The organism is Pseudomonas arcuscaelestis, assembly GCF_016881005.1.
Taxonomy (GTDB): domain Bacteria; phylum Pseudomonadota; class Gammaproteobacteria; order Pseudomonadales; family Pseudomonadaceae; genus Aquipseudomonas; species Aquipseudomonas arcuscaelestis.
The window spans coordinates 108998-128809 of the sequence record NZ_JACOPV010000015.1 but is presented as its reverse complement, the minus strand read 5'-3'; the positions used below and the strand labels follow the sequence as shown (position 1 = coordinate 128809).

The 19812-nt window shown below is 60.3% G+C and carries 15 protein-coding genes and 1 pseudogene; 11 read left to right on the top strand and 5 right to left on the bottom strand.

What is annotated here, in order from left to right:
- Positions 1 to 73: 73 nt before the first annotated feature.
- Positions 74 to 2044 carry a ligand-gated channel protein gene (locus H8F21_RS22485; RefSeq protein WP_203543601.1) on the bottom strand — a complete coding sequence of 657 codons (1971 nt, stop codon included), beginning with the start codon at positions 2042 to 2044 and terminating at the stop codon, positions 74 to 76.
- A 216-nt stretch (positions 2045 to 2260) separates the two neighbouring features.
- On the opposite strand from H8F21_RS22485, the gene H8F21_RS22480 reads away from it, so the two are divergent.
- From H8F21_RS22480 to H8F21_RS22465, 4 genes are all read left to right on the top strand, one after another.
- Positions 2261 to 2755 carry a sigma-70 family RNA polymerase sigma factor gene (locus tag H8F21_RS22480; RefSeq protein WP_203479447.1) on the top strand — a complete coding sequence of 165 codons (495 nt, stop codon included), beginning with the start codon at positions 2261 to 2263 and terminating at the stop codon, positions 2753 to 2755.
- The gene (locus H8F21_RS22475) at positions 2752 to 3687 is read left to right on the top strand and encodes a FecR domain-containing protein (RefSeq protein ID WP_203585370.1); all 936 of its coding nucleotides are present in this window, start codon (positions 2752 to 2754) and stop codon (positions 3685 to 3687) included. The genes H8F21_RS22480 and H8F21_RS22475 overlap by 4 nt, the downstream gene beginning before the upstream one ends.
- 88 nt (positions 3688 to 3775) lie before the next feature.
- A complete protein-coding gene (fecA, locus tag H8F21_RS22470) occupies positions 3776 to 6115 on the top strand; it encodes a TonB-dependent Fe(3+) dicitrate receptor FecA (RefSeq protein WP_203585369.1) in 2340 nt (779 codons plus the stop codon).
- Positions 6116 to 6292: 177 nt separating this feature from the next.
- Positions 6293 to 6700 carry an HPF/RaiA family ribosome-associated protein gene (locus tag H8F21_RS22465; RefSeq protein ID WP_203585368.1) on the top strand — a complete coding sequence of 136 codons (408 nt, stop codon included), beginning with the start codon at positions 6293 to 6295 and terminating at the stop codon, positions 6698 to 6700.
- Between the two features lie 114 nt (positions 6701 to 6814).
- On the opposite strand, the gene H8F21_RS22460 is transcribed toward H8F21_RS22465, so the two are convergent.
- Together H8F21_RS22460 and hmpA are read right to left on the bottom strand one after the other, a co-directional pair.
- Positions 6815 to 7285: a phosphate-starvation-inducible protein PsiE gene (locus H8F21_RS22460; protein WP_045183769.1), complete on the bottom strand. Its 471-nt coding sequence runs from the start codon at positions 7283 to 7285 to the stop codon at positions 6815 to 6817.
- 171 nt (positions 7286 to 7456) lie between these two features.
- Positions 7457 to 8638: an NO-inducible flavohemoprotein gene (hmpA, locus tag H8F21_RS22455; protein WP_203479443.1), complete on the bottom strand. Its 1182-nt coding sequence runs from the start codon at positions 8636 to 8638 to the stop codon at positions 7457 to 7459.
- A 153-nt stretch (positions 8639 to 8791) separates the two neighbouring features.
- Here hmpA and norR point away from each other — a divergent pair, with 153 nt between their 5' ends.
- Together norR and H8F21_RS22445 are read left to right on the top strand one after the other, a co-directional pair.
- Complete coding sequence (gene norR, locus H8F21_RS22450) at positions 8792 to 10345, top strand: nitric oxide reductase transcriptional regulator NorR (protein WP_203585367.1); 1554 nt, start codon at positions 8792 to 8794, stop codon at positions 10343 to 10345.
- Between the two features lie 80 nt (positions 10346 to 10425).
- The gene (locus tag H8F21_RS22445) at positions 10426 to 11325 is read left to right on the top strand and encodes a chemotaxis protein (protein WP_203479441.1); all 900 of its coding nucleotides are present in this window, start codon (positions 10426 to 10428) and stop codon (positions 11323 to 11325) included.
- A gap of 2 nt (positions 11326 to 11327) precedes the next feature.
- Here H8F21_RS22445 and H8F21_RS22440 read toward each other — a convergent pair whose 3' ends face one another.
- Both H8F21_RS22440 and H8F21_RS30130 read right to left on the bottom strand, forming a co-directional pair.
- On the bottom strand, positions 11328 to 12416 hold the full coding sequence (locus H8F21_RS22440; protein ID WP_408004484.1) for a methyl-accepting chemotaxis protein: 1089 nt from the start codon (positions 12414 to 12416) through the stop codon (positions 11328 to 11330).
- Between the two features lie 213 nt (positions 12417 to 12629).
- A pseudogene (locus H8F21_RS30130) lies at positions 12630 to 12899 on the bottom strand (PAS domain-containing protein); the annotation flags it as partial.
- 213 nt (positions 12900 to 13112) lie between these two features.
- Here H8F21_RS30130 and H8F21_RS22435 point away from each other — a divergent pair.
- The 5 genes from H8F21_RS22435 to H8F21_RS22415 all read left to right on the top strand — a co-directional run bounded on the left by H8F21_RS22435 (position 13113) and on the right by H8F21_RS22415 (position 19797).
- A complete protein-coding gene (locus H8F21_RS22435; protein WP_203479439.1) occupies positions 13113 to 14279 on the top strand; it encodes an efflux RND transporter periplasmic adaptor subunit in 1167 nt (388 codons plus the stop codon).
- Entirely contained in the window at positions 14276 to 17377 is a 3102-nt protein-coding gene (locus tag H8F21_RS22430; RefSeq protein WP_203585365.1) for a multidrug efflux RND transporter permease subunit, read from the top strand. The genes H8F21_RS22435 and H8F21_RS22430 overlap by 4 nt, the downstream gene beginning before the upstream one ends.
- Before the next feature lie 9 nt (positions 17378 to 17386).
- Positions 17387 to 18061: a heavy metal response regulator transcription factor gene (locus H8F21_RS22425; protein ID WP_203479437.1), complete on the top strand. Its 675-nt coding sequence runs from the start codon at positions 17387 to 17389 to the stop codon at positions 18059 to 18061.
- Entirely contained in the window at positions 18036 to 19415 is a 1380-nt protein-coding gene (locus H8F21_RS22420) for a heavy metal sensor histidine kinase (RefSeq protein ID WP_203543609.1), read from the top strand. Before H8F21_RS22425 ends, H8F21_RS22420 begins: the two co-directional genes overlap by 26 nt.
- Before the next feature lie 157 nt (positions 19416 to 19572).
- Entirely contained in the window at positions 19573 to 19797 is a 225-nt protein-coding gene (locus H8F21_RS22415) for a hypothetical protein (RefSeq protein WP_136474596.1), read from the top strand.
- Positions 19798 to 19812 lie beyond the last annotated feature (15 nt).

Sequence of the window (19812 nt, the reverse complement as noted above, 5' to 3'; positions counted from 1 at the left end):
GCATCCATCCATTGTGAAGAACCACTAATAATAATGATTTATATTCTCACAAGCAAAGCCACTGGCAGCTTGATCAGAACGACAGGTCGACGCCAACGGTGTAGCGACGGCCGTCCAGCACGGTCTGATACTCCTGGTAGTCCACTTCCTTGTTGAACACGTTGTACACACCGGCCAGCAATTTCACGTTCTTGCTCACCCGATACGTGCCACCGAGGTCGACAAAGGTGTAGGAAGGCGTGCCATCAGACATGGTGGTACGACCCAGGTAGTCAGAGGTTTTGCCGCGATAGTTCATACGCGCCCACGTGCCCAACTGGTCGGTGGCTTGCCAGTCCAAGGTGGCGTTGAACATGTGCCGAGGCATCTGGTTCAGCGCTTTGCCTTTCTGCGGACCACTCTTTTGCTCGGAGGCGGTAAAGGTGTAGTTGGTAGCAAGTTTGACGCTCTGAGTGATGTCCCAGTCCAGCGTTGCTTCTACGCCTTGCATCTGCGCTTCGTCGACGTTCACCCGATCACTGATGAACTTGTACGAAGTACCGCCGATCTGGCACTGGCCCGAAGCATTGCCGGTGCTGTCGGTGCAGCGACGGGTCTCGGTGATCTTGTCTTTGAAGTCGGTGTTGAACACGGTCAGGCCGGTGGAGAAGCCTTCGAGGTTGTCCCAGATGAAACCGATTTCCTGGCTCAGACTTTTCTCCGGCTTGAGGCTGGAATTGCCGACGATGATTGCCGGATCACCACCGCCACCGGTGATCTGACCCCAATCATCCACTGCCGCGCGAATGTCTGGCGAACGATAACCACTGGACACCCCCCCTTTGACAGTCCAGTTCTCGGTCAAGTGATACACCCCGTACAACCGTGGCGACCAATGCGTACCGTAGTTTTCGTCACGGTCCATGCGAATGCCGCCAGTCAGGGCAAAGGCTTCGGTCAAGCGCCACTCATCTTCAGCGAACAACGCCCACGACCAGCGCGTCAGCTGGTTGACGTCGGAGGCTGCGGCCAACTGGTTGCCTTCGTCACTGAGGTCTTCGTACTTGTACTGGCCACCGAAGGTGGTGATGTGCGAGTCGCTGAAATACGACATCTGCGTATTGAGCACGGTGTTTTCCAGCTCCATGCGCCGGCCCGGGTTCTCGACTTTCTCGCGCTGCAGGTAGCTGTCGGTGGTGATGCTTTCCCAGCGCCCGGAATGGCTGATGGCGAAGTTAGTGCGCTCATAATCGCTGAAACTATCAGTGGAGCGCGCCGACCGCCCTTGGTGGGCATAGCGATCCTGTTCGGATTTGCCCGCCTCGAAGGTAATGTCGTTGTGCTCATCAGGGGTGAACGAAAGCTTGGCGGTGCCGCTGTCGGTGCTCTGCTCGTTGAAGCCGTTGACGATGTGGTCTTCGTCGCGACGCGAACGCTGCCCGTAAAGCTGCAGGCCCACGAGGTTCTCGATCAACGGCCCGGAAACGAAAGCGCTGGTGCTGTTGTAGTCGCCCGAATCGGAGCGGTCCTGGAAGGTCGCTTCGGTGCGCACGCCGCCATACCAGGTCGGCGTCACTTTACGGGTGATGATGTTGATCACCCCGCCCATGGCGTCGGAGCCATACAGCGACGACATTGGCCCACGCACCACTTCGATACGCTCGATGGCTTCAAGCGGAGGCATCCAGCCTTGTTCGATACCGGCACCGTCGCTGTTGGGACGGGTTGCCCGCGAGTCCTGGCGCTTGCCATCAACCAGCATCAGCGTGTACTTGGAGGCCATGCCTCGAATACTGATATCACTGGAACTGGCCCCACCGGTAACCACGACACCCGGCACATCCTTCAGCGCGTCGGTGACGTCACGGTACGATTTGTTCTCGATCTGCTCGCGGGTAATCACCGAAATCGATGCCGGCGCATCCTTGATTTGCTGGGAGAACCCAGACGCGGTAACCACGACGTTTTCCAGTTCCAGGGCTTTCTGGTTGGCGGCGCTGGCCTGGGCGGTGTAAATCGAGCAGAGGGTAAGAGCAAGGCAGGATCGAGTGAAAAGCGGGGACACGTGGAGCTCTCCCTGAGATATGTAAAGGTTTGGTAAAGCGTCTTAGGGGGCGAATGCTATTTATTCTCAAATGAGAGTAAAGATTATTTACGTTTTTTACACTTTCACGATGCCTTTGCGCCGCCAGTCAACGATGGATTGCCGAGAAGACCCGGAAAACACTACAATGAGAACAATTCTTATTATGTTGCGCATTCTGGCGCCGGAGAGTTCACGGTGCCCAGCGCCTCTTCCACTTCGCTCGAAGGCCTCTATCACGCCCATCACAACTGGTTGACCGGTTGGTTGCGGCGCCGTCTGGGTTGTCCGGACAACGCCGCGGACCTGGCCCAGGACACCTTCATGCGTTTGTTGCAGGGCCGGGAGACACCGGTGCTCAATGAGCCACGGGCGTTCCTTACCACCGTGGCCAAGCGGGTGTTGTGCAACCACTACCGACGTCAGGAGCTGGAACGCGCCTACTACCAGGCACTGGCGCAGTTACCGGAAGCACTGGCGCCCTCGGAAGAACACCGGGCGATCATTTTCGAAACCCTGCTCGAGCTGGACCGTCTGCTCGATGGCCTGCCTACGCTGGTCAAGCGTGCGTTCCTGCTCGCTCAGGTCGACGGCCTTGGCTACGGTGAAATTGCCGCGCAATTGAACATCTCGCTGGCCACGGTAAAGCGCTATCTGAACAAGGCAGCCATGCGCTGTTACTTCGCCCTGTGAACAGCGCGCATCAGGAATTTTCGCCGCAGGTCGCCGAGCAGGCGGTGCACTGGTTGATCGAGCTACAGGGCGGCGCACTCGACCCGCGCCAGCAGCAGGCCATGCAGCAATGGCTGCAAGCCCATGAAGAGCATCGTCGCGCCTGGGAGCACATCCAGCGGGTCAACCAGCGCCTGCGTGGGTTGTCGTCGCCGCTGGCCCATGCGGCATTGCAGGCACCGCGCTCGGCCAGTCGCCGACGAGCGCTCAAGACCCTGCTGATTCTGGGCGTGGGGGGGGCTGTCGGCTTGACCGTGCAACAGCACAATCCCCTGCCCACCCTGCTTGCCGACTACCGCAGCCCAGTGGGCGAACGTCGTCGTCAGCGATTGGAAGATGGCAGCCAACTGCACCTGAACACGCGCAGCGCCGTTGATGTGCGCTTCGATGCACAACAGCGCCTGGTGCGCCTGCTCGAAGGTGAAATACAGCTCACCGTTGCCGCAGATGTTCGCCCATTGAATTTGCTCACCGACTTCGGCCTGCTGCGGCTCGCCGAAGGTCGCTACAACCTGCGCCAGTTCCCGCACTACAGCCAGCTCAGCGTTCACCAGGGCAGCGCCAGCCTTGCCGGCGATGTGCTCGCAGCCGGTCGTCAGGCGCGTTTCAACGGCCCGCAGTGGCAAGCCCTGCAACTGCTCGACAGCAATGCCGGGGCCTGGGTCGACGGCATGCTGCTGGCGGCGCACATGCGCCTTGGCGATTTTATCGATGAGCTTGGTCGCTACCGACGCGGCCAACTCAACTGCGCGCCCGAGGTTACCGAACTGCTGATTTCCGGCAGCTATCCATTGGCTGACAGCGAGCGAATTCTCGACCTGTTGGAGATCGCCCTGCCGGTGCGCGTACGGCGTTTTACCCGCTACTGGGTGACGGTCGAAGCCCGGGTCTGATTTTTTTCACATTACCTGAGCCGTTTTTTCATCTCGCGTGACAGAGAAGGCAGAACCCTTTGCTTTGACCTTCTCAAGGACCCCTTGCATGCCCCTTCGCCCGAGTCCACTTGCCTACGCTCTTCGTGCCCTGTTGTTCGGTGCAGGCCTTAGCATTATTGCTATCCCTGCCCTGGCTGAGCAGCCCCCAGCTCGCAGCTACCACATCGCGCCGATGTCGCTGGAGAACGCCCTGAACCAGTTTGGTCGAGAAAGCGGTGTGCTCATCTCGTTCGGCTCGCAGGTCACCAGTGGTGTGCAGAGCCCAGGCCTTGAAGGCCAGTACAGCCCCCAACAGGCCCTCGACATCCTCCTGCAAGGCAGTGGCTTGCAAGCCCGTGCCGAAGGTGACAATGCCTTCAGCCTGCAACCACAAGCAGCGCTTGGTACGCCGGTGGAGCTGGGTGTTTCCACCGTCGTCGGCGACTGGCTGGGCGCAGCCCAACAAGACAACGTGTTCGAACATCCCGGCGCCCGTGATGTGATCCGCCGCGAAGAGTTCGAGCGCCAGGGCGCGATCACTGCCCGTGAAGTGCTCAACCGTATTCCTGGCGTCAACGCCCCTGAAAACAACGGCACCGGCAGCCATGACATGGCGTTGAATTTCGGTATTCGTGGCCTCAACCCGCGCCTGGCGTCACGCTCAACGGTGCTGATGGATGGCATTCCGGTACCCTTCGCGCCCTATGGCCAACCGCAGTTGTCGTTCGCCCCGATCAGCATGGGCAACATGGACGCAGTGGATGTGGTACGCGGTGGCGGCGCCGTGCGCTACGGCCCGCAGAACGTTGGCGGTATCGTCAACTTCGTGACCCGGGCGATCCCGGACGCACCTAGTGTCAAGGCCGGTTTCCAGACCCAGACCAGCCCCTCGTCCAGCCATGACGGTTTCAAAACCAGCGCCAACCTGCTTGCGGGCGGCACCAATGACAATGGCCTCGGTGGCGCCCTGCTCTACTCCGGCACCCGTGGTGGCGATTGGCGCGAACACAGCGACACGCAGATCGACGACCTGATTCTCAAGGGCAAATTACAGCTCGACGAGGCCAACAGCCTGCACGCCATGGCCCAGTACTACGAAGGTGAAGCACAGATGCCCGGCGGCCTGAGCGTCGCCGACTACGATGCCGACCCGTACCAGTCGACGCGCCTTCAGGACAAGTTCTGGGGGCGTCGCAGCATGTTCAACTTCGGCTACGACTACAAGGAAGATGCCCGGCAATTCAGCGTCAACAGCTTCTTCACCAAGACCTTGCGCAGCGGTTACCTGAACCAGGGCAGCTTCGTTTCGCTGTCGCCACGCGAGTACTGGGTGCGCGGTATCGAAACCCGCTTCTCGCAAGGTTTTGCCCTCGGCGAGAGCTGGCATGAAGTGGGCGTCGGCTATCGCTACATAAACGAAGCCGGACACGAGCTGCGTTACCGCGAGCCGGTGGCCGCCAACCAACTGCCGACCACTGCCAGCCGCAACGACCGCGACACCCGCGGCAGTACCGAAGCCCACGCAATTTTCCTCGATGACCGCATCGACATCGGCAAGTGGACCATCACCCCAGGCATTCGCTACGAGATGATCGACTCCGAGCAGTCGAACAAACTCAACGGCCAGCGCTACCAGGGTGACTACAACACTGCGCTGCCGGCGCTGAACGTGATGTATCACCTCACCGACAGTTGGAACCTCTACGCCAATACCGAAGGCTCCTTCGGTAGCGTGCAGTACAGCCAGATGCCCAACCGCGTCAGCAGCGGCGAAGTCAAACCGGAAAAAGCCCGTACCTGGGAACTGGGTACGCGCTACGACGATGGCTTGCTGCAAGCGGAAATCGGCGCCTTCCTGATCAACTTCGACAACCAGTACGAAAGCAACCAGACCAACGATTCGGTGATTGCCCGAGGCGAGACGCGTCATCAAGGTATCGAGACCAGCGTGAAGTACGCGCTGGAAGGTTTGAACCCCGCGCTGGCCGGTTTCGACGTGTATGCAACATATGCCTTTGTCGACGCTAAAATCCGCGAAGATGGCGCTAACAAAGGCAATCGCGTGCCCTTCTCCTCTCGGCACAAAGGCACCCTCGGGGTGGGCTACACTGAAGGCCAATGGAAGTTGAACCTGGACAGCACCTACCAGAGCGACCAGTTCGCCGACAACGCCAACACCGCGACTGAAAGCGCCGACGGCAGCAATGGACGCATCCCTGGCTACATGCTGTTCAGCAGCCGCGCGGCGTATGATTTTGGCCCGCAATTGTCGAATCTGAATGTGGCTGTTGGGGTGAAGAATATCTTCAATCACCAGTACTACACGCGCTCGTTCGATGACAACAACAAGGGCAAGTATGTCGGTGAACCCCGTACGGTATACCTGCAGACATCAGTCGCGTTTTGACCCAGCGCATGCAAAAGCCCGGCCGGCGCCGGGTTTTTGCAACAAGAAATTTATCTTTCAAAAGGACTTGAAAAGTTGCGTCAAGTGCCTGACCTTGTAGTCAAGAGGCGATGGTTTCCACAGGCCGAAAAGGCCCCATCGATTCTCTTGCGAGCTAGCTGAATAAGGGATTGAACTATGCAAATCCAAGTCAACAGCGACAACCATATTCAAGGCAACATTCGACTGGAAGAGTGGGTCCGCAGCACAATCGAAAGCACGCTCGAACACTTTGAGGAAGATATCACCCGGGTCGAGGTTCACCTGCGAGACGAGAATGGCGACAAGCCAGGTCCGCACGACAAACGCTGCCAGATGGAGGCACGCCCAAAAGGCCATCAACCGATTTCCGTAAGCCACAAGTCTGCATCGCTCGACCAGGCTGTCGAGGGAGCAGCACTGAAGCTCAACCATGCCCTGGAGCATTTCTACGGCAAGCTGCGCAGCAAACGCGCCGTCACTCAACAAACCGCCGACGAGGCCCAGAATGACGGCTTGCTACAGGAAGAATTCCTGGAAAACGAGCGAGCTCGCAGCATCAACTGAATGACATAACGCAGACGGTAAAAAGGCGAGCCCAGTGGGCTCGCCTTTTTTATGGGCATTGCTCCGAGATCGACGGCATCCCTTTCAGTGCCCCATCGTAGCAAAGCCGCCGCGTTACTTACCCTCTTCGATTTCCTTGCCACTGGCATCGATAGCCTTGGTCGACGGGTACTGGTAAGAGGCATAACGCACCACCAGAATCGCGAATGCCAACAGCAGAATCCCACCACACACATACAGCAAGCCAACATCCGGCGCCTTGTGGTGCGAGACATCGCCGATCAACAGGCGGGTCAGCGCCGTGATCGCCACATACAGCAGGAAGCGAATCGGCATGTGGTTGGTCTTGAAATAGATCCCCACCATCGCGCCAAGCTCGAGGTAGATGAACAACAGAAGAATGTCATCGACACTGATGCCACCCTTGCTGAGCATATCGATGAAGGTCGCGACGGCTGCATAAGCGGTGATCGCACCAATACCGAACAGGGCCAGGTAGTGAAACGCTTCGACGCAGAGATTGCCCAGCGAGTCGGCCGAGCCATGCAGGCCCTTGCGCAGTTTGTCTGCCCATTTGATGTTCACGATTGCGGTTTCCTTGATACGGCTGGGAGGATGATGCGCCACGCGCATGACGCTTTTTCTGCATGCAGTAAAAAGGCCAGGCAGCCTGTTTGAGAAGGCGACCAAACGTCGCAAGGCACAGCCATTGCTGGCTGTGCCTTGCGATTGCAACCGTAGGTGTGGAAAACCGGGTTATTCGAGCGCCGAGGCCGGGCCGAAAAACTCGTAGCGGCTCTGCGCCTCAGGTACGCCCAGGCCCTTGAGGTGACCCTTGACGGTAGCCATGAAGCCTTTCGGGCCGAGGAAGTAGGCGTCTACGTCTCGCTCCTTAGGCAGCCATGCGTTCAACTGTTCGGCAGTCAGCAGGCCGACCGCATCGGCAGGCTCGCTGACGCCATCGTCTTCGGCGTAGCAGTAGAAGCGCTTGACCTGTGGATGACGCGCCGCCAGGCCGTCAACCCAGTCACGGAACGCATGCACCGCACCGTTGCGGGCGCAATGGATGAAGTGCACCAGACGGCCGCTTTCCAGCGCGGCTTCAAGCATCGGCAGCGTCGGGGTAATGCCCACGCCACCGCTGATCAGCACCAAAGGTTTGTCGCTGGCGCTCAAGGTGAACTCGCCCGATGGCGGGAACAGTTTGATGCTGTCGCCCACTGCCATTTGCTCGTGCAGGTAATTGGAGACCTTACCACCGGCTTCGCGCTTGACGCTGATACGGTATTGGCCGGCATCGCTCAAGGCCGACAGCGAATAGTTGCGACGCTGCTCGGTGCCATCGATGATCAGTTGCAGGCCGATGTATTGACCCGGGTCGGCTTTAAGAATCGCGCCGCCATCGACGGGAGCGAAGTAGAAAGAAACGATTTCGCTGCTTTCGTCGACACGCTGCACCAATTTGAAGTCCCGCGCACCGCGCCAGCCGCCAGGGGCTGCTTCTTTCTGCGCATAAACATCGGCTTCGGCGCCGATGAGGATGTCGGCCAGTTGCTGGTAGGCCGCGCCCCAGGCTGCGATAACCTCAGGGGTGGCGATTTCCTTGCCAAGCACTTCTTCGATGGCGCGCAGCAGGCAGCTACCAACGATCGGGTAATGTTCCGGAAGAATCTGCAAGGCCACATGCTTGTTGATGATCTGGCCGACCAAGCCACCGAGCTGTTCGAGTTGGTCGATGTGACGGGCGTACATCAGTACACCATTGGCCAATGCACGTGGCTGGTCACCGCTGGCCTGGTGCGCCTGGTTGAACAGTGGGCGCACTTGTGGGTATTCGCTGAGCATCAATTTGTAGAAGTGAGTCGTCAGTGCTTCGCCACCGCTTTCGAGCAGGGGAACAGTGGCTTTGACGATCGCACGATCCTGGGCATTAAGCATTAAGTGACTCCTGAGCCTATGGCTTCTGATGAATGCTTTAGCTAATTCAGTTTCCGTGCCAACTTTTAAATACTTTAAAATCAACAGCTTAAAAAATATAGAGTCATAAAGACTACAACTGATATATAGTCATTAGGACCAACAGGAGTCTTTATGACCGCAAAATCCCTGCTCACCGCCTTGCTGCCGCTGGTCAGCGATCTGTCCCGCGACTTGCCCGAGCGCGAACGCTACCGACGCCTGCTCGAAGCCATGCGCAGCTTGTTGCCGTGCGATGCTGCCGCGCTTCTGCGCCTGGATGGTGATTGGCTGGTGCCATTGGCAGTCGATGGTTTGAGCACGGACACGCTGGGGCGACGCTTCAAGGTCAACGAACACCCGCGCTTCGAGATCATCCTGAGCAACAACGCCCCTACCCGCTTTGCCAGCGATAGCGAGCTGCCCGACCCTTACGACGGATTGGTCGAAGGCCTGCACCAGCACCTGGAAGTGCACGACTGCATGGGTTGCCCGCTGTTTGTCGATGAACAACCCTGGGGCCTGATCACCCTCGACGCACTTGACCCGGAGCAATTCCAGCAAGTCGAACTGGACGCCCTGCAAGCCTTTGCCAGCCTGGCCGAGGCCACAGTCAATGTTGCCGAACGTATCGCACGCCTGGCGCTGCGCGCCGAGGATGAGCACGAACGCGCCGAGGTGTATCGCCAGGCCAGCGGCCAGCAATACAAGGAACTGATCGGCCAGAGCAAGCTGCACAAGCGTCTGCTGGAAGAGATCCACTTGGTCGGTAGCAGCGACCTGACCGTACTGATTACCGGTGAGACCGGGGTCGGCAAGGAACTGGTGGCGCAGGCTATCCATCAGGCCTCGGGCCGCGCCAACAAACCGATGATCAGCCTCAATTGCGCGGCGTTGCCCGACACTCTGGTAGAGAGCGAACTGTTCGGTCATGTGCGCGGTGCCTTCACCGGTGCAGTCGGCGAACGACGTGGCAAGTTCGAACTGGCCAACGGCGGTACGCTGTTTCTCGATGAAGTCGGCGAGCTGTCGCTGACGGTTCAGGCCAAGCTTCTGCGTGTGCTGCAGAGCGGGCAGCTGCAGCGCCTGGGTTCAGACCAGGAGCACCGCGTCGACGTGCGCCTGATCGCTGCCACCAATCGCGACCTGGCCGATGAAGTGCGGGCCGGCCGTTATCGTGCCGACTTCTATCACCGCCTCAGCGTTTATCCGTTGCAGGTCCCGCCTTTGCGCGAACGCGGGCGTGATGTACTGCTGCTCAGTGGCTACTTTCTCGAACACAATCGTTCGCGCATGGGCCTGGGCAGTTTGCGCCTGAGCGCCGAAGCCCAGGCAGCCCTGCTGGCTTATGACTGGCCAGGAAATGTGCGCGAGCTCGAACACCTGATCGGACGCTCGGCGCTCAAGGCCCTGGGCCAGCACCGTCAGCGCCCGAAAATACTTACCCTCAATGCCACCGACCTGGACCTCAAGCCCGTTGACGCGCCGCCCAGCCAGGAACAGGCGCCGCTCACCGCGACGGCCGACTTGCCGGTGGGTGACCTGCGCCAGGCCCTCGACGTTTATCAGCGCCAGCTGATTCAGGCGTGTCTTGAACGCCATCAGGGCAATTGGGCCAGCGCCGCGCGCGAACTGGGCCTGGACCGGGCCAATCTCGGTCGCCTGGCCAAGCGCCTGGGTCTACGCTGATTCACGCAAGCCATTAAAGCCTGGGGCTGTCGGGTCGATAACCCGGCATATCCCCCGTTCAACCTGACCTGAAGGTACCCATGGCCACGCAAAATGCCCGCGCGGACTCGTTGTCGCTGCTGCTGTTCACCCTGCGCAGCGGCAAGCTGATGGCTATCAACCTGCTCAAGGTCAGTGAAATCATTCCTTGCCCAGCGCTGACCAAGCTGCCCGAGTCGCACCCCAACGTCAAAGGTGTCGCCACCCTGCGCGGCAACTCGCTGTCGGTGATCGACTTGTCCCGGGCGATTGGCGAGCGGCCTCTGGAAGATCCCCAGGGCGGCTGCCTGATCGTTACCGATATCAGTCGCTCCAAGCAGGGCCTGCATGTGCAGGCGGTGAGCAAGATCGTTCATTGCCTGACCACCGACATCAAGCCGCCGCCTTACGGTTCGGGTAGCAAGTCGTTCATCACCGGCGTGACCCGGGTCGACAATACCCTGGTCCAGGTACTGGATATCGAGAAGGTCATTCACGGTATTTCCCCGCCCCCCCGCGAGGTCGCGGGCAGCGAATTGAGCGCCGATGATGCCGCGGTACTGGCCGCCACCAACATTCTGGTTGTCGACGACAGCCTGGTGGCCTTGCAGCAATCGGTGCACACCTTGCGCGGCCTTGGTATCGAGTGCCACACCGCGCGCAGCGCCAAGGATGCGATCAACACCCTGCTCGAGCTGCAAGGCACCGAGCAGGAAATCAACGTGGTGGTCTCGGACATCGAGATGTCCGAAATGGACGGCTACGCCTTCACCCGCACCTTGCGCGAAACCCCAGACTTCAAGCACCTGTACGTGCTGCTGCACACCTCGCTGGACAGCGCGATGAACAGCGAAAAAGCCCGACTCGCCGGGGCCAACGCAGTGCTGACCAAATTCTCTTCACCGGAGCTGACCGACTGCCTGATCGTTGCGGCGCGGGCAGTAGCCTTCGAAGAGCACTGAGATCAATGACAGCGCCGCCAGAACTCGGCAGCCAGGCGGCGCAAGTCTTCGGCAATCGACGCCACATCGCTGGCACTGAGATGGCTTTGCTGGCCAACCTGCACGGTTGATTCGCTGGCCTGGCGAATGGTGATGATGTTGCGGTTGATGCTCTCGCTGACCTGGCTTTGCTGCTCCACTGCCGCTGCAATCTGCAGGCTCATCTCACTGATCTGATTGACCCGCAGGCTGATGCCGTCCAACGCGGTGGCGGCGCGCCGGGCCTGATCGACACTGTGCCCAGCGTGCTCGCTGCTTTGCTGCATCACCTGTACGGCATCGCGCGCGCCGTTCTGCAGCACGCTGATCATGCGCTGAATCTCATGGGTCGATTGCGCCGTGCGCTGCGCCAGGCCGCGTACCTCATCGGCGACCACTGCAAAGCCGCGGCCCTGATCACCCGCCCGGGCAGCCTCGATGGCAGCGTTGAGCGCCAGCAGGTTGGTTTGCTCGGCAATGCCCCGGATCACCTCCACCACCCCCGTAATCTCACTACTGTGGCTCTGCAGGTTGTGGATAACTTCGGTAGCGGCGTCCAGCGAGTTGGCCAATTCCTGAATCGCACTGCGATTGAGGTCGACCAACTGATGCCCTGCACGGGTTTCATCTTCGGCCTGATCGGCCGCCTGCGAGGCTTGCTGGGCGTTGTTGGCGACCTCGGCCACGCTGGCCGCCATTTGATTGATCGCGGTGGCGATTTGATCGGCTTCGCCCTGCTGCTCCAGGCTGGTGCTGTGACTGCTTTGCAGCGACTGCGCCAATGAACCACTGTGCCCGGCCAGGCGTCGCGAGGTATCGCTGATTCGCCCGACCACCGCGCCGAGCTGGCCCTTGAGCATGCGCAGGGCAAAATCGATCTGGCCAATGCCGTCGCGGCGGCCGGTGTACAACTGCTGGCTCAACGGATTGTCGGCAATCGCCTTGGCCTCGGCACACAAACGCTGGAAAGGCTTGAGCACCGCCAGGATTACCAGCGCACTCAGGCCGCTGGCCAACAACACTTGCACTGCCCCTTGCCAGGGCAGCACCGGCAACAACAGGTGGCTGAGCACCGAGGCGAGTACCAGCCCCAAGGTTACGCCCGCCCACAATTGCCAGCCAAGGCCGAGCACCGGTATGCGTTGCCACCAGGCCTTTCGACCGTTGCGCAAATCGCTGTAGCAGCGCTCGGCAGCTTCAACCTGTTCAGCGCTTGGCTTGGTTCGAATCGACTGGTACTCCACTGTTTTCCCTTCGCTGGCGATGGGCGAAACAAAGGCACTGACCCAGTAGTGATCGCCATTTTTACAGCGATTCTTCACCAAGCCCATCCATGACTGACCGCTCTTGAGGGTCTGCCACATCTGTTCGAATGCCTGGGGTGGCATATCGGGGTGACGCACCACATGGTGAGGGCTACCCAGCAGTTCTTCACGGCTGAATCCGCTGATCTTGACGAAGTCGTCATTGGCGTAGGTGATTACGCTTGAAAGCTCAGTGGTAGAAAGGATATTGGCGTCACCGGGATAATCCACATTGCGACCGGTCACAGGCATATTGCTCTTCATCGGAGGCACTCGTTGTTTTTCGGGAGAATCGGCAGGGCGTACGACTTTAGTGACAAACCGGCCGATTTCCTTGATCCAGCTCACGTATTTGGCAATTTGCCATCACCGGCTTTCAGCCAGCTGTCAGCGCTGTCAGTTAGCGGTCACGCTGCTGACCTGATCGAGCCGCTATAAATTAGGCATTGCCCTGGAATTTCACCTATGCGTATTCAGCCTCGCTCTGTTGTGATCTGCGTCGGCCTGTTGGTTCTGGCTGGCATCGGCTTTTGGTTGTTGGCTCGCTCGGGTGAGGAAAAAGTCGCTCACAACCCTGCTGTTCCGGTGCGCGTCGTTGCCGTCAAACAGCAAGACGTGCCACGTTTTGCCAGCGGTATCGGCTCGGTGCTGTCGCTGCACAGCGTGGTGATTCGGCCTCAGGTCGAAGGCGTGTTGACCCGCCTGCTGGTCAAGGAAGGCCAATGGGTCAAGCAAGGTGACTTGCTGGCCACCATCGACGACCGCGCTATTCGCGCCACCCTCGAACAAGCCAAGGCACAATTGGGCCAAAGCCAGGCACAACTGCAGGTTGCCGGTGTCGACCTCAAGCGCTACAAGCTGCTCAGCACCGACAACGGCGTATCGCGCCAAACCCTCGATCAGCAGCAGGCGCTGTTCAATCAACTGCAAGCCACGGTGCTCGGCAATCAGGCCGCAATTGCTGCTGCCCAAGTGCAGTTGTCTTACACCCAGATTCTTTCGCCGGTGACCGGCAGGGTGGGTATTCGCAACGTCGATGAAGGCAATTTTTTGCGCGTGGCCGATACCCAGGGGCTGTTCAGCGTCACCCAGATCGACCCGATCGGGGTGGAGTTTTCCTTGCCACAAAACATGCTGCCGACCTTACAGGGACTGCTCAAGGCGCAACCTGCAGCGGTGGTTCAGGCTTATCTGGAGGGCGATGGTGACAACAGCGGCACCTTGCTTGCCGCGGGCCACCTGACCCTGATCGACAACCAGGTAGCCGCCAACAGCGGAACCATTCGGGTCAAGGCTGAGTTCGCCAACCCCGACGCCCGCCTCTGGCCGGGACAACTGGTCACCCTGAAGCTGCAGACCGCGCTGGAGCAGAACGCATTGGTGGTGCCGCCGCAGGTAGTGCAACGCGGTATCGATGGCCACTACGTCTACAAACTGGTCGGCGACAAGGTCGAAAGCGTGCCGGTCACCGTTGTGTATCAGGACAGCACCCTGAACATCATTGCCGGGGTCGGCAAGGGCGACAAGCTGGTCTCCGATGGTCAATCGCGGCTACGGCCCGGGGCCACCGTAGAAGTGGCGGACCAAACCGCTGCGCCAGAAGAAGTGGCTAAACGTCGGGAGCAGCCATGAAAGCCCGCGGCTCGATTTCGGCCTGGTGCATCGACCGCCCGATTGCGACCCTGCTGCTGACGTTCGCCCTGGTACTGCTCGGCGTTATCGCCTTCCCGCGCCTGCCGATTGCGCCATTGCCCGAAGCCGACTTCCCGACCATTCAGGTCACCGCCCAACTGCCCGGCGCCAGCCCGGAAACCATGGCCTCATCGGTGGCCACGCCCCTGGAAGTACAGTTCAGCGCCATCCCCGGCATGACCCAGATGACCTCCAGCAGCGCCCTGGGATCGACCAACCTGATCCTGCAGTTCAGCCTGGAAAAAAGCATCGACACCGCCGCCCAGGAAGTTCAGGCGGCCATCAACACCGCCACCGCCCGTCTGCCCCAGGACATGCCCAGCCCGCCCACCTGGCGCAAGGTCAACCCTGCCGACAGCCCGGTGCTGATCCTCACGGTCAGCTCGTCGCAAATGCCCGCCAACGAACTGAGCGACTACGCCGAAACCCTTTTGGCCCGGCAACTGAGCCAGATCAACGGCGTCGGCCTGATCAACATCACCGGGCAACTGCGCCCCGCTATTCGCGTGCAGGCCCAGCCGGAAAAACTTGCCGCGTTAGGGCTGACCCTGGCCGACCTGCGCCTGGCTATCCAGCAGACCAGCCTGAACCTGGCCAAAGGTGCGCTGTATGGCGACAGCAGCGTTTCCACCCTGGCGACCAACGATCAGCTGTTTCATCCCGAAGAGTACGCACAACTTATCGTCTCTTACCGTGATGGCGCCCCGGTACACCTGAAGGATGTCGCCAAGGTTATCAACGGCGCCGAGAACGCCTACGTCAAGGCCTGGTCCGGCGAGCAGCAGGGCCTGAACCTGGTGGTGTTTCGCCAGCCTGGCGCCAACATCGTCGAGACCGTCGACGGCATCATGGAGGCCTTGCCACGGCTTGAACAGATGCTGCCGGCAGCGGTCGAGGTCTCGGTGCTCAACGATCGCACGCAGACCATTCGCGCGTCCCTGCATGAAGTGGAAGTAACCTTGCTGATTGCCGTGGCGCTGGTGATCGGGGTGATGGCGCTGTTTCTGCGTCAATGGTCGGCGACCTTGATTGTATCCAGCGTGCTCGCCGTATCGCTGATCGCAAGCTTTGCCCTGATGTACCTGTTCGGTTTCAGCCTCAACAACTTGACCTTGGTTGCCATTGTCATCGCCGTGGGCTTCGTGGTCGATGACGCCATCGTCGTGGTGGAGAATATCCACCGTCATCTGGAAGCCGGCGACAGCAAGCGCGAAGCAGCAATCAAGGGTTCCGGCGAAATCGGCTTTACCGTGGTCTCGATCAGTTTTTCCCTGGTGGCCGCGTTTATTCCGTTGCTGTTCATGGGCGGCGTTGTGGGCCGCTTGTTCAAGGAGTTCGCCCTCACCGCAACCTCGACCATCCTCATTTCGGTGGTGGTCTCGCTGACCCTGGCGCCGACCCTCTGCGCCCTGTTCATGGAGCGCCCCGAACACAAGGAGCAGCACAGAATTACGTTCGGTGAGCGCCTGCTGGCGTGGTACGAGCGCGTGCTGGTCAAGGCCCTGGCGCACCAACGCTTGATGATGGCGATTTTCGCCGTGACCCTGGCCCTGGCCGTAGTCGGTTACGTCGCCATCCCCAAGGGCTTTTTCCCGGTTCAGGACACCGGGTTCATTCTCGGCACCTCCGAGGGCGCAGCCGATATCTCGTATCCCGACATGATCAAAAAGCACCAGGCGCTGGCCAAGGTCATCGAGGCCGACCCGGCAGTACGCGCGTTTTCTCACGCTGTCGGGGTAACCGGCAGCAACCAGACCATCGCCAACGGCCGTTTCTGGATCGCCCTCAAGGACCGAGGCGACCGCGATGTGTCGGCCAGTGAGTTCATCGATCGCTTGCGCCCGAAACTGGCCAAGGTGCCGGGCGTGGTCCTGTACCTGCGCGCCGGCCAGGACATCAACCTGAGTTCCGGACCCACCCGCAGCCAGTATCAGTACGTGCTCAAGAGCAACGACGGCGCGGCGTTGAACGAATGGACGCAGCGCCTTACCGAGCGCCTGAAGGCCAACCCGGCGTTTCGTGACCTGTCCAACGACTTGCAACTGGGTGCCAGCGTTACCCGCATCGATATCGACCGGCGCGCCGCAGCCCGTTTCGGCCTGACCACCACCGACATCGACCAGGCGCTGTATGACGCTTTCGGCCAGCGTCAGATCAGCGAATTCCAGACCGAGACCAACCAGTACAAGGTCATCCTCGAACTCGACGCCCGTCAGCGCGGCAAGGCTGAAAGCCTCAACTATTTCTACCTGCGCTCGCCACTGACCAATGAAATGGTGCCGCTGTCGGTGCTGGCCAACGTCGCGCCGCCGAGCACCGGGCCATTGTCGATCAGCCACGATGGCCTGTTCCCGGCCGCCAACCTGTCATTCAACCTGGCGCCCGGAGTAGCCCTGGGCGATGCCGTGCAGATCCTTGAGCGCACCCAGCGGGAACTGGGCATGCCCGATTCGATCATCGGCAACTTCCAGGGCGCGGCCCAGGCCTTCCAGAGTTCGCTGTCGAGCCAGCCCTGGCTGATCCTCGCGGCGCTGGTGGCGGTGTACATCATTCTCGGCGTGCTCTACGAGAGTTTCGTGCACCCATTGACGATTATCTCCACCCTGCCCTCGGCTGGCCTTGGCGCACTGGCGCTGCTGTGGCTGTCGGGGCAGGACTTCAGCATCATGGGCCTGATCGGCATTGTGCTGTTGATCGGTATCGTCAAGAAAAACGGCATCCTGCTCATCGACTTTGCCCTCGACGCCCAGCGCACCTTGGGGCTAAGCCCGGAAGAGGCGATCCACCAGGCCTGCCTGACGCGCTTTCGACCGATCATGATGACCACCCTCGCCGCCCTGCTCGGTGCCGTGCCCTTGATGTTCGGCATGGGTGCCGGCGCCGAACTGCGCCAGCCCCTGGGGATTGCCGTGGTCGGCGGCTTGCTGGTCAGCCAGGCGCTGACACTGTTCACCACGCCAATCATATACTTGGCCCTGGAGCGTCTGTTCCATCGGCGCAAGGCGCCGCAAAGCATGGCGCAGCCAAATGCCAGTTGAGAACCGATCATGCGTGTGCTGATTATTGAAGACGAAGAAAAAACCGCCGACTACCTGCACCGTGGCTTGAGCGAACAGGGCTTTACCGTGGACCTGGCCCGCGAGGGTATCGATGGCCTGCACATGGCTCTGGAAGGCGACTACGCCGTGATCGTGCTCGACGTCATGCTGCCCGGCCTGGACGGCTACGGGGTACTGCGCGCCCTGCGCGCGCGCAAGCAAACCCCGGTGATCATGCTCACCGCCCGCGAGCGCGTCGAAGACCGCATTCATGGCCTGCGCGAAGGCGCTGACGATTACCTCGGCAAGCCGTTTTCGTTCCTTGAACTGGTGGCCCGCCTGCAAGCCTTGACCCGTCGTAGCACCAGCCAGGAGCCGGTGCAGATTCAGGTCGCAGACCTGTGGGTCGATTTGCTCAGCCGCAAGGCCAGCCGTGCCGGGCAACGCCTGGACCTGACCGCCAAGGAGTTTTCCCTGCTCAGCGTACTGGCCCGGCGGCATGGCGAAATTCTCTCCAAGACAGCCATCGCCGAGTTGGTCTGGGACATCAATTTCGACAGTGATGCCAACGTCGTCGAAGTAGCGATCAAGCGCCTGCGCGCCAAGCTCGACGGGCCATTTGAAACCAAACTGCTGCACACCATCCGAGGCATGGGCTATGTTCTGGAAAACCGTGCCGACTAACTCCATCGCCCTGCGCTTGAGTGCCTTGTTCACCCTGGTGGCGCTCGGCGTGTTCCTGTTGATTGGTAGCGCCCTGTACAAGCAGGTCGACCGCAGCCTGGACTTGCTGCCAGCGGCGGAGCTGGAGGCGCGCCTGAGTGTGCTGGAGTCGTCGCTGACGCGTTACGACACCACCGAACACTGGGCCAAGATCACCAATAAACTCAATCTGCTCAGTGAGGAAGACCGGCGGATCCGCTTCTGGGTAGTGAGCGGCCACAGCACGTTTGAATACGGCCACCCCGACGACAACATCCGCGCCTTCGCCCTCGGGCCGCTGGGCATGCGCGACCTGCGCCTGGCCAACAACCCTTACCCGTACAAAGTGCTGGTCAGCGAGCTGCCGGCCATGGGCGCACGACCACCGATGCGCTTTTTAATCGCCATCGATACCGAAGCCTTCTGGCAGACCCAGCACACCTTACTGGTGGCCATCGTCAGCCTGTCGGTGTTCGGCGTGCTGCTGGCCTCAGTGCTTGGCTACTGGGTCGCGAGGGTGGGGCTGAAACCGCTGCGCACGCTGTCTGCCGAAGCGCAGAAACTTGCGCCACCGCGCCTCAGCGGACGCTTGCAGTTGTCGGACCTGCCACCGGAGGTGGCGCAATTTGCCAGCGCCTTCAACTCCACCCTGGAGCGGGTGGACCAATCCTATACCCGCCTTGAAGCGTTCAATGCCGACGTTGCCCATGAACTGCGTTCACCGTTGACCAACCTGATCGGCCAGACCCAGGTGGCCCTGACCCGTGGACGCAGCGCCGAGCATTACTTTGAAGTGCTGCAGTCCAACCTGGAAGAGCTTGAACGCCTGCGTACCATCATCAACGACATGCTGTTCCTGGCCAGCGCCGACCAGGGCAGCAAGGCCACCGCCCTGACCTGTACCTCGCTGGCCGAAGAAGTGGCCGCGACCCTGGACTACCTCGACTACATCCTTGAAGACGCGCAAGTGCGGGTCGAGGTCAGTGGCGATGCCCAGGCGCACATCGAAAAGGCCCAACTACGCCGGGCGCTTATCAATCTGTTGAACAACGCCGTGCAGCACACCGCCGCCCGTCAGCTTATCCAGGTGCACATCGAGCAGCAGGACGGGCAGATCAGCATCGCCGTGAGCAACCCGGGCCCGGCGATTGACCAGGAGCACCTGCCGATGCTGTTCGAGCGCTTCTACCGGGTGGATGCTGCACGGACCAGTGGTGCTGGGAACCATGGCCTGGGCCTGGCCATCGTCAAGGCCATTGCCCTGATGCATGGCGGTAGCGTGTTTGTACGCAGCCAGGCCGGCGCCAATACCTTCGGGATTGTGCTGCCAGCTTGATTCAACGCGTCGGGGACGACTGTGTCGTTCTTCGACGCCTTGACTGTTGCTTTTAACGCAACAGTACTTCTCGAAAAAGTCACTGTTTCTTGCCTGTGTTTCCGACTAATTTAGTCGGACCTACTTAACACTTGCACCGCAAGAAGGCTGTTTCAAAATGTCCAACAGTATGGGTGTTGCCAGCGTATTCGTCCTGTCTTCCCTGTTATTGTCCCCTCTGGCCATGGCCGAGGAATCCCAGGCGTTTGTCGCTCGCAATGCACAACTTGCCGCCGTCCACGAGCAGGCTCGCGAAGCCTTCGCCGCCGAGCGTGACCAGTCGTCACAGCCAGCAGAACAGACCGCTTCCAAGGTTTCTTCGAGTGACGCAGCAGAGAGCTGATAGACCCCTCGTTTG

What these genes read in the sequence shown, in the direction of transcription:
- H8F21_RS22415 (WP_136474596.1), top strand. Translation starts at nt 19,573, where the DNA reads ATGTCCAACAGTATGGGTGTTGCCAGCGTATTCGTCCTGTCTTCCCTG.
- H8F21_RS22435 (WP_203479439.1), top strand. Translation starts at nt 13,113, where the DNA reads ATGCGTATTCAGCCTCGCTCTGTTGTGATCTGCGTCGGCCTGTTGGTT.
- H8F21_RS22430 (WP_203585365.1), top strand. Translation starts at nt 14,276, where the DNA reads ATGAAAGCCCGCGGCTCGATTTCGGCCTGGTGCATCGACCGCCCGATT.
- H8F21_RS22420 (WP_203543609.1), top strand. Translation starts at nt 18,036, where the DNA reads ATGTTCTGGAAAACCGTGCCGACTAACTCCATCGCCCTGCGCTTGAGT.
- hmpA (WP_203479443.1), bottom strand. Translation starts at nt 8,638, where the DNA reads ATGCTTAATGCCCAGGATCGTGCGATCGTCAAAGCCACTGTTCCCCTG.
- H8F21_RS22465 (WP_203585368.1), top strand. Translation starts at nt 6,293, where the DNA reads ATGCAAATCCAAGTCAACAGCGACAACCATATTCAAGGCAACATTCGA.
- fecA (WP_203585369.1), top strand. Translation starts at nt 3,776, where the DNA reads ATGCCCCTTCGCCCGAGTCCACTTGCCTACGCTCTTCGTGCCCTGTTG.
- H8F21_RS22445 (WP_203479441.1), top strand. Translation starts at nt 10,426, where the DNA reads ATGGCCACGCAAAATGCCCGCGCGGACTCGTTGTCGCTGCTGCTGTTC.
- H8F21_RS22425 (WP_203479437.1), top strand. Translation starts at nt 17,387, where the DNA reads ATGCGTGTGCTGATTATTGAAGACGAAGAAAAAACCGCCGACTACCTG.
- norR (WP_203585367.1), top strand. Translation starts at nt 8,792, where the DNA reads ATGACCGCAAAATCCCTGCTCACCGCCTTGCTGCCGCTGGTCAGCGAT.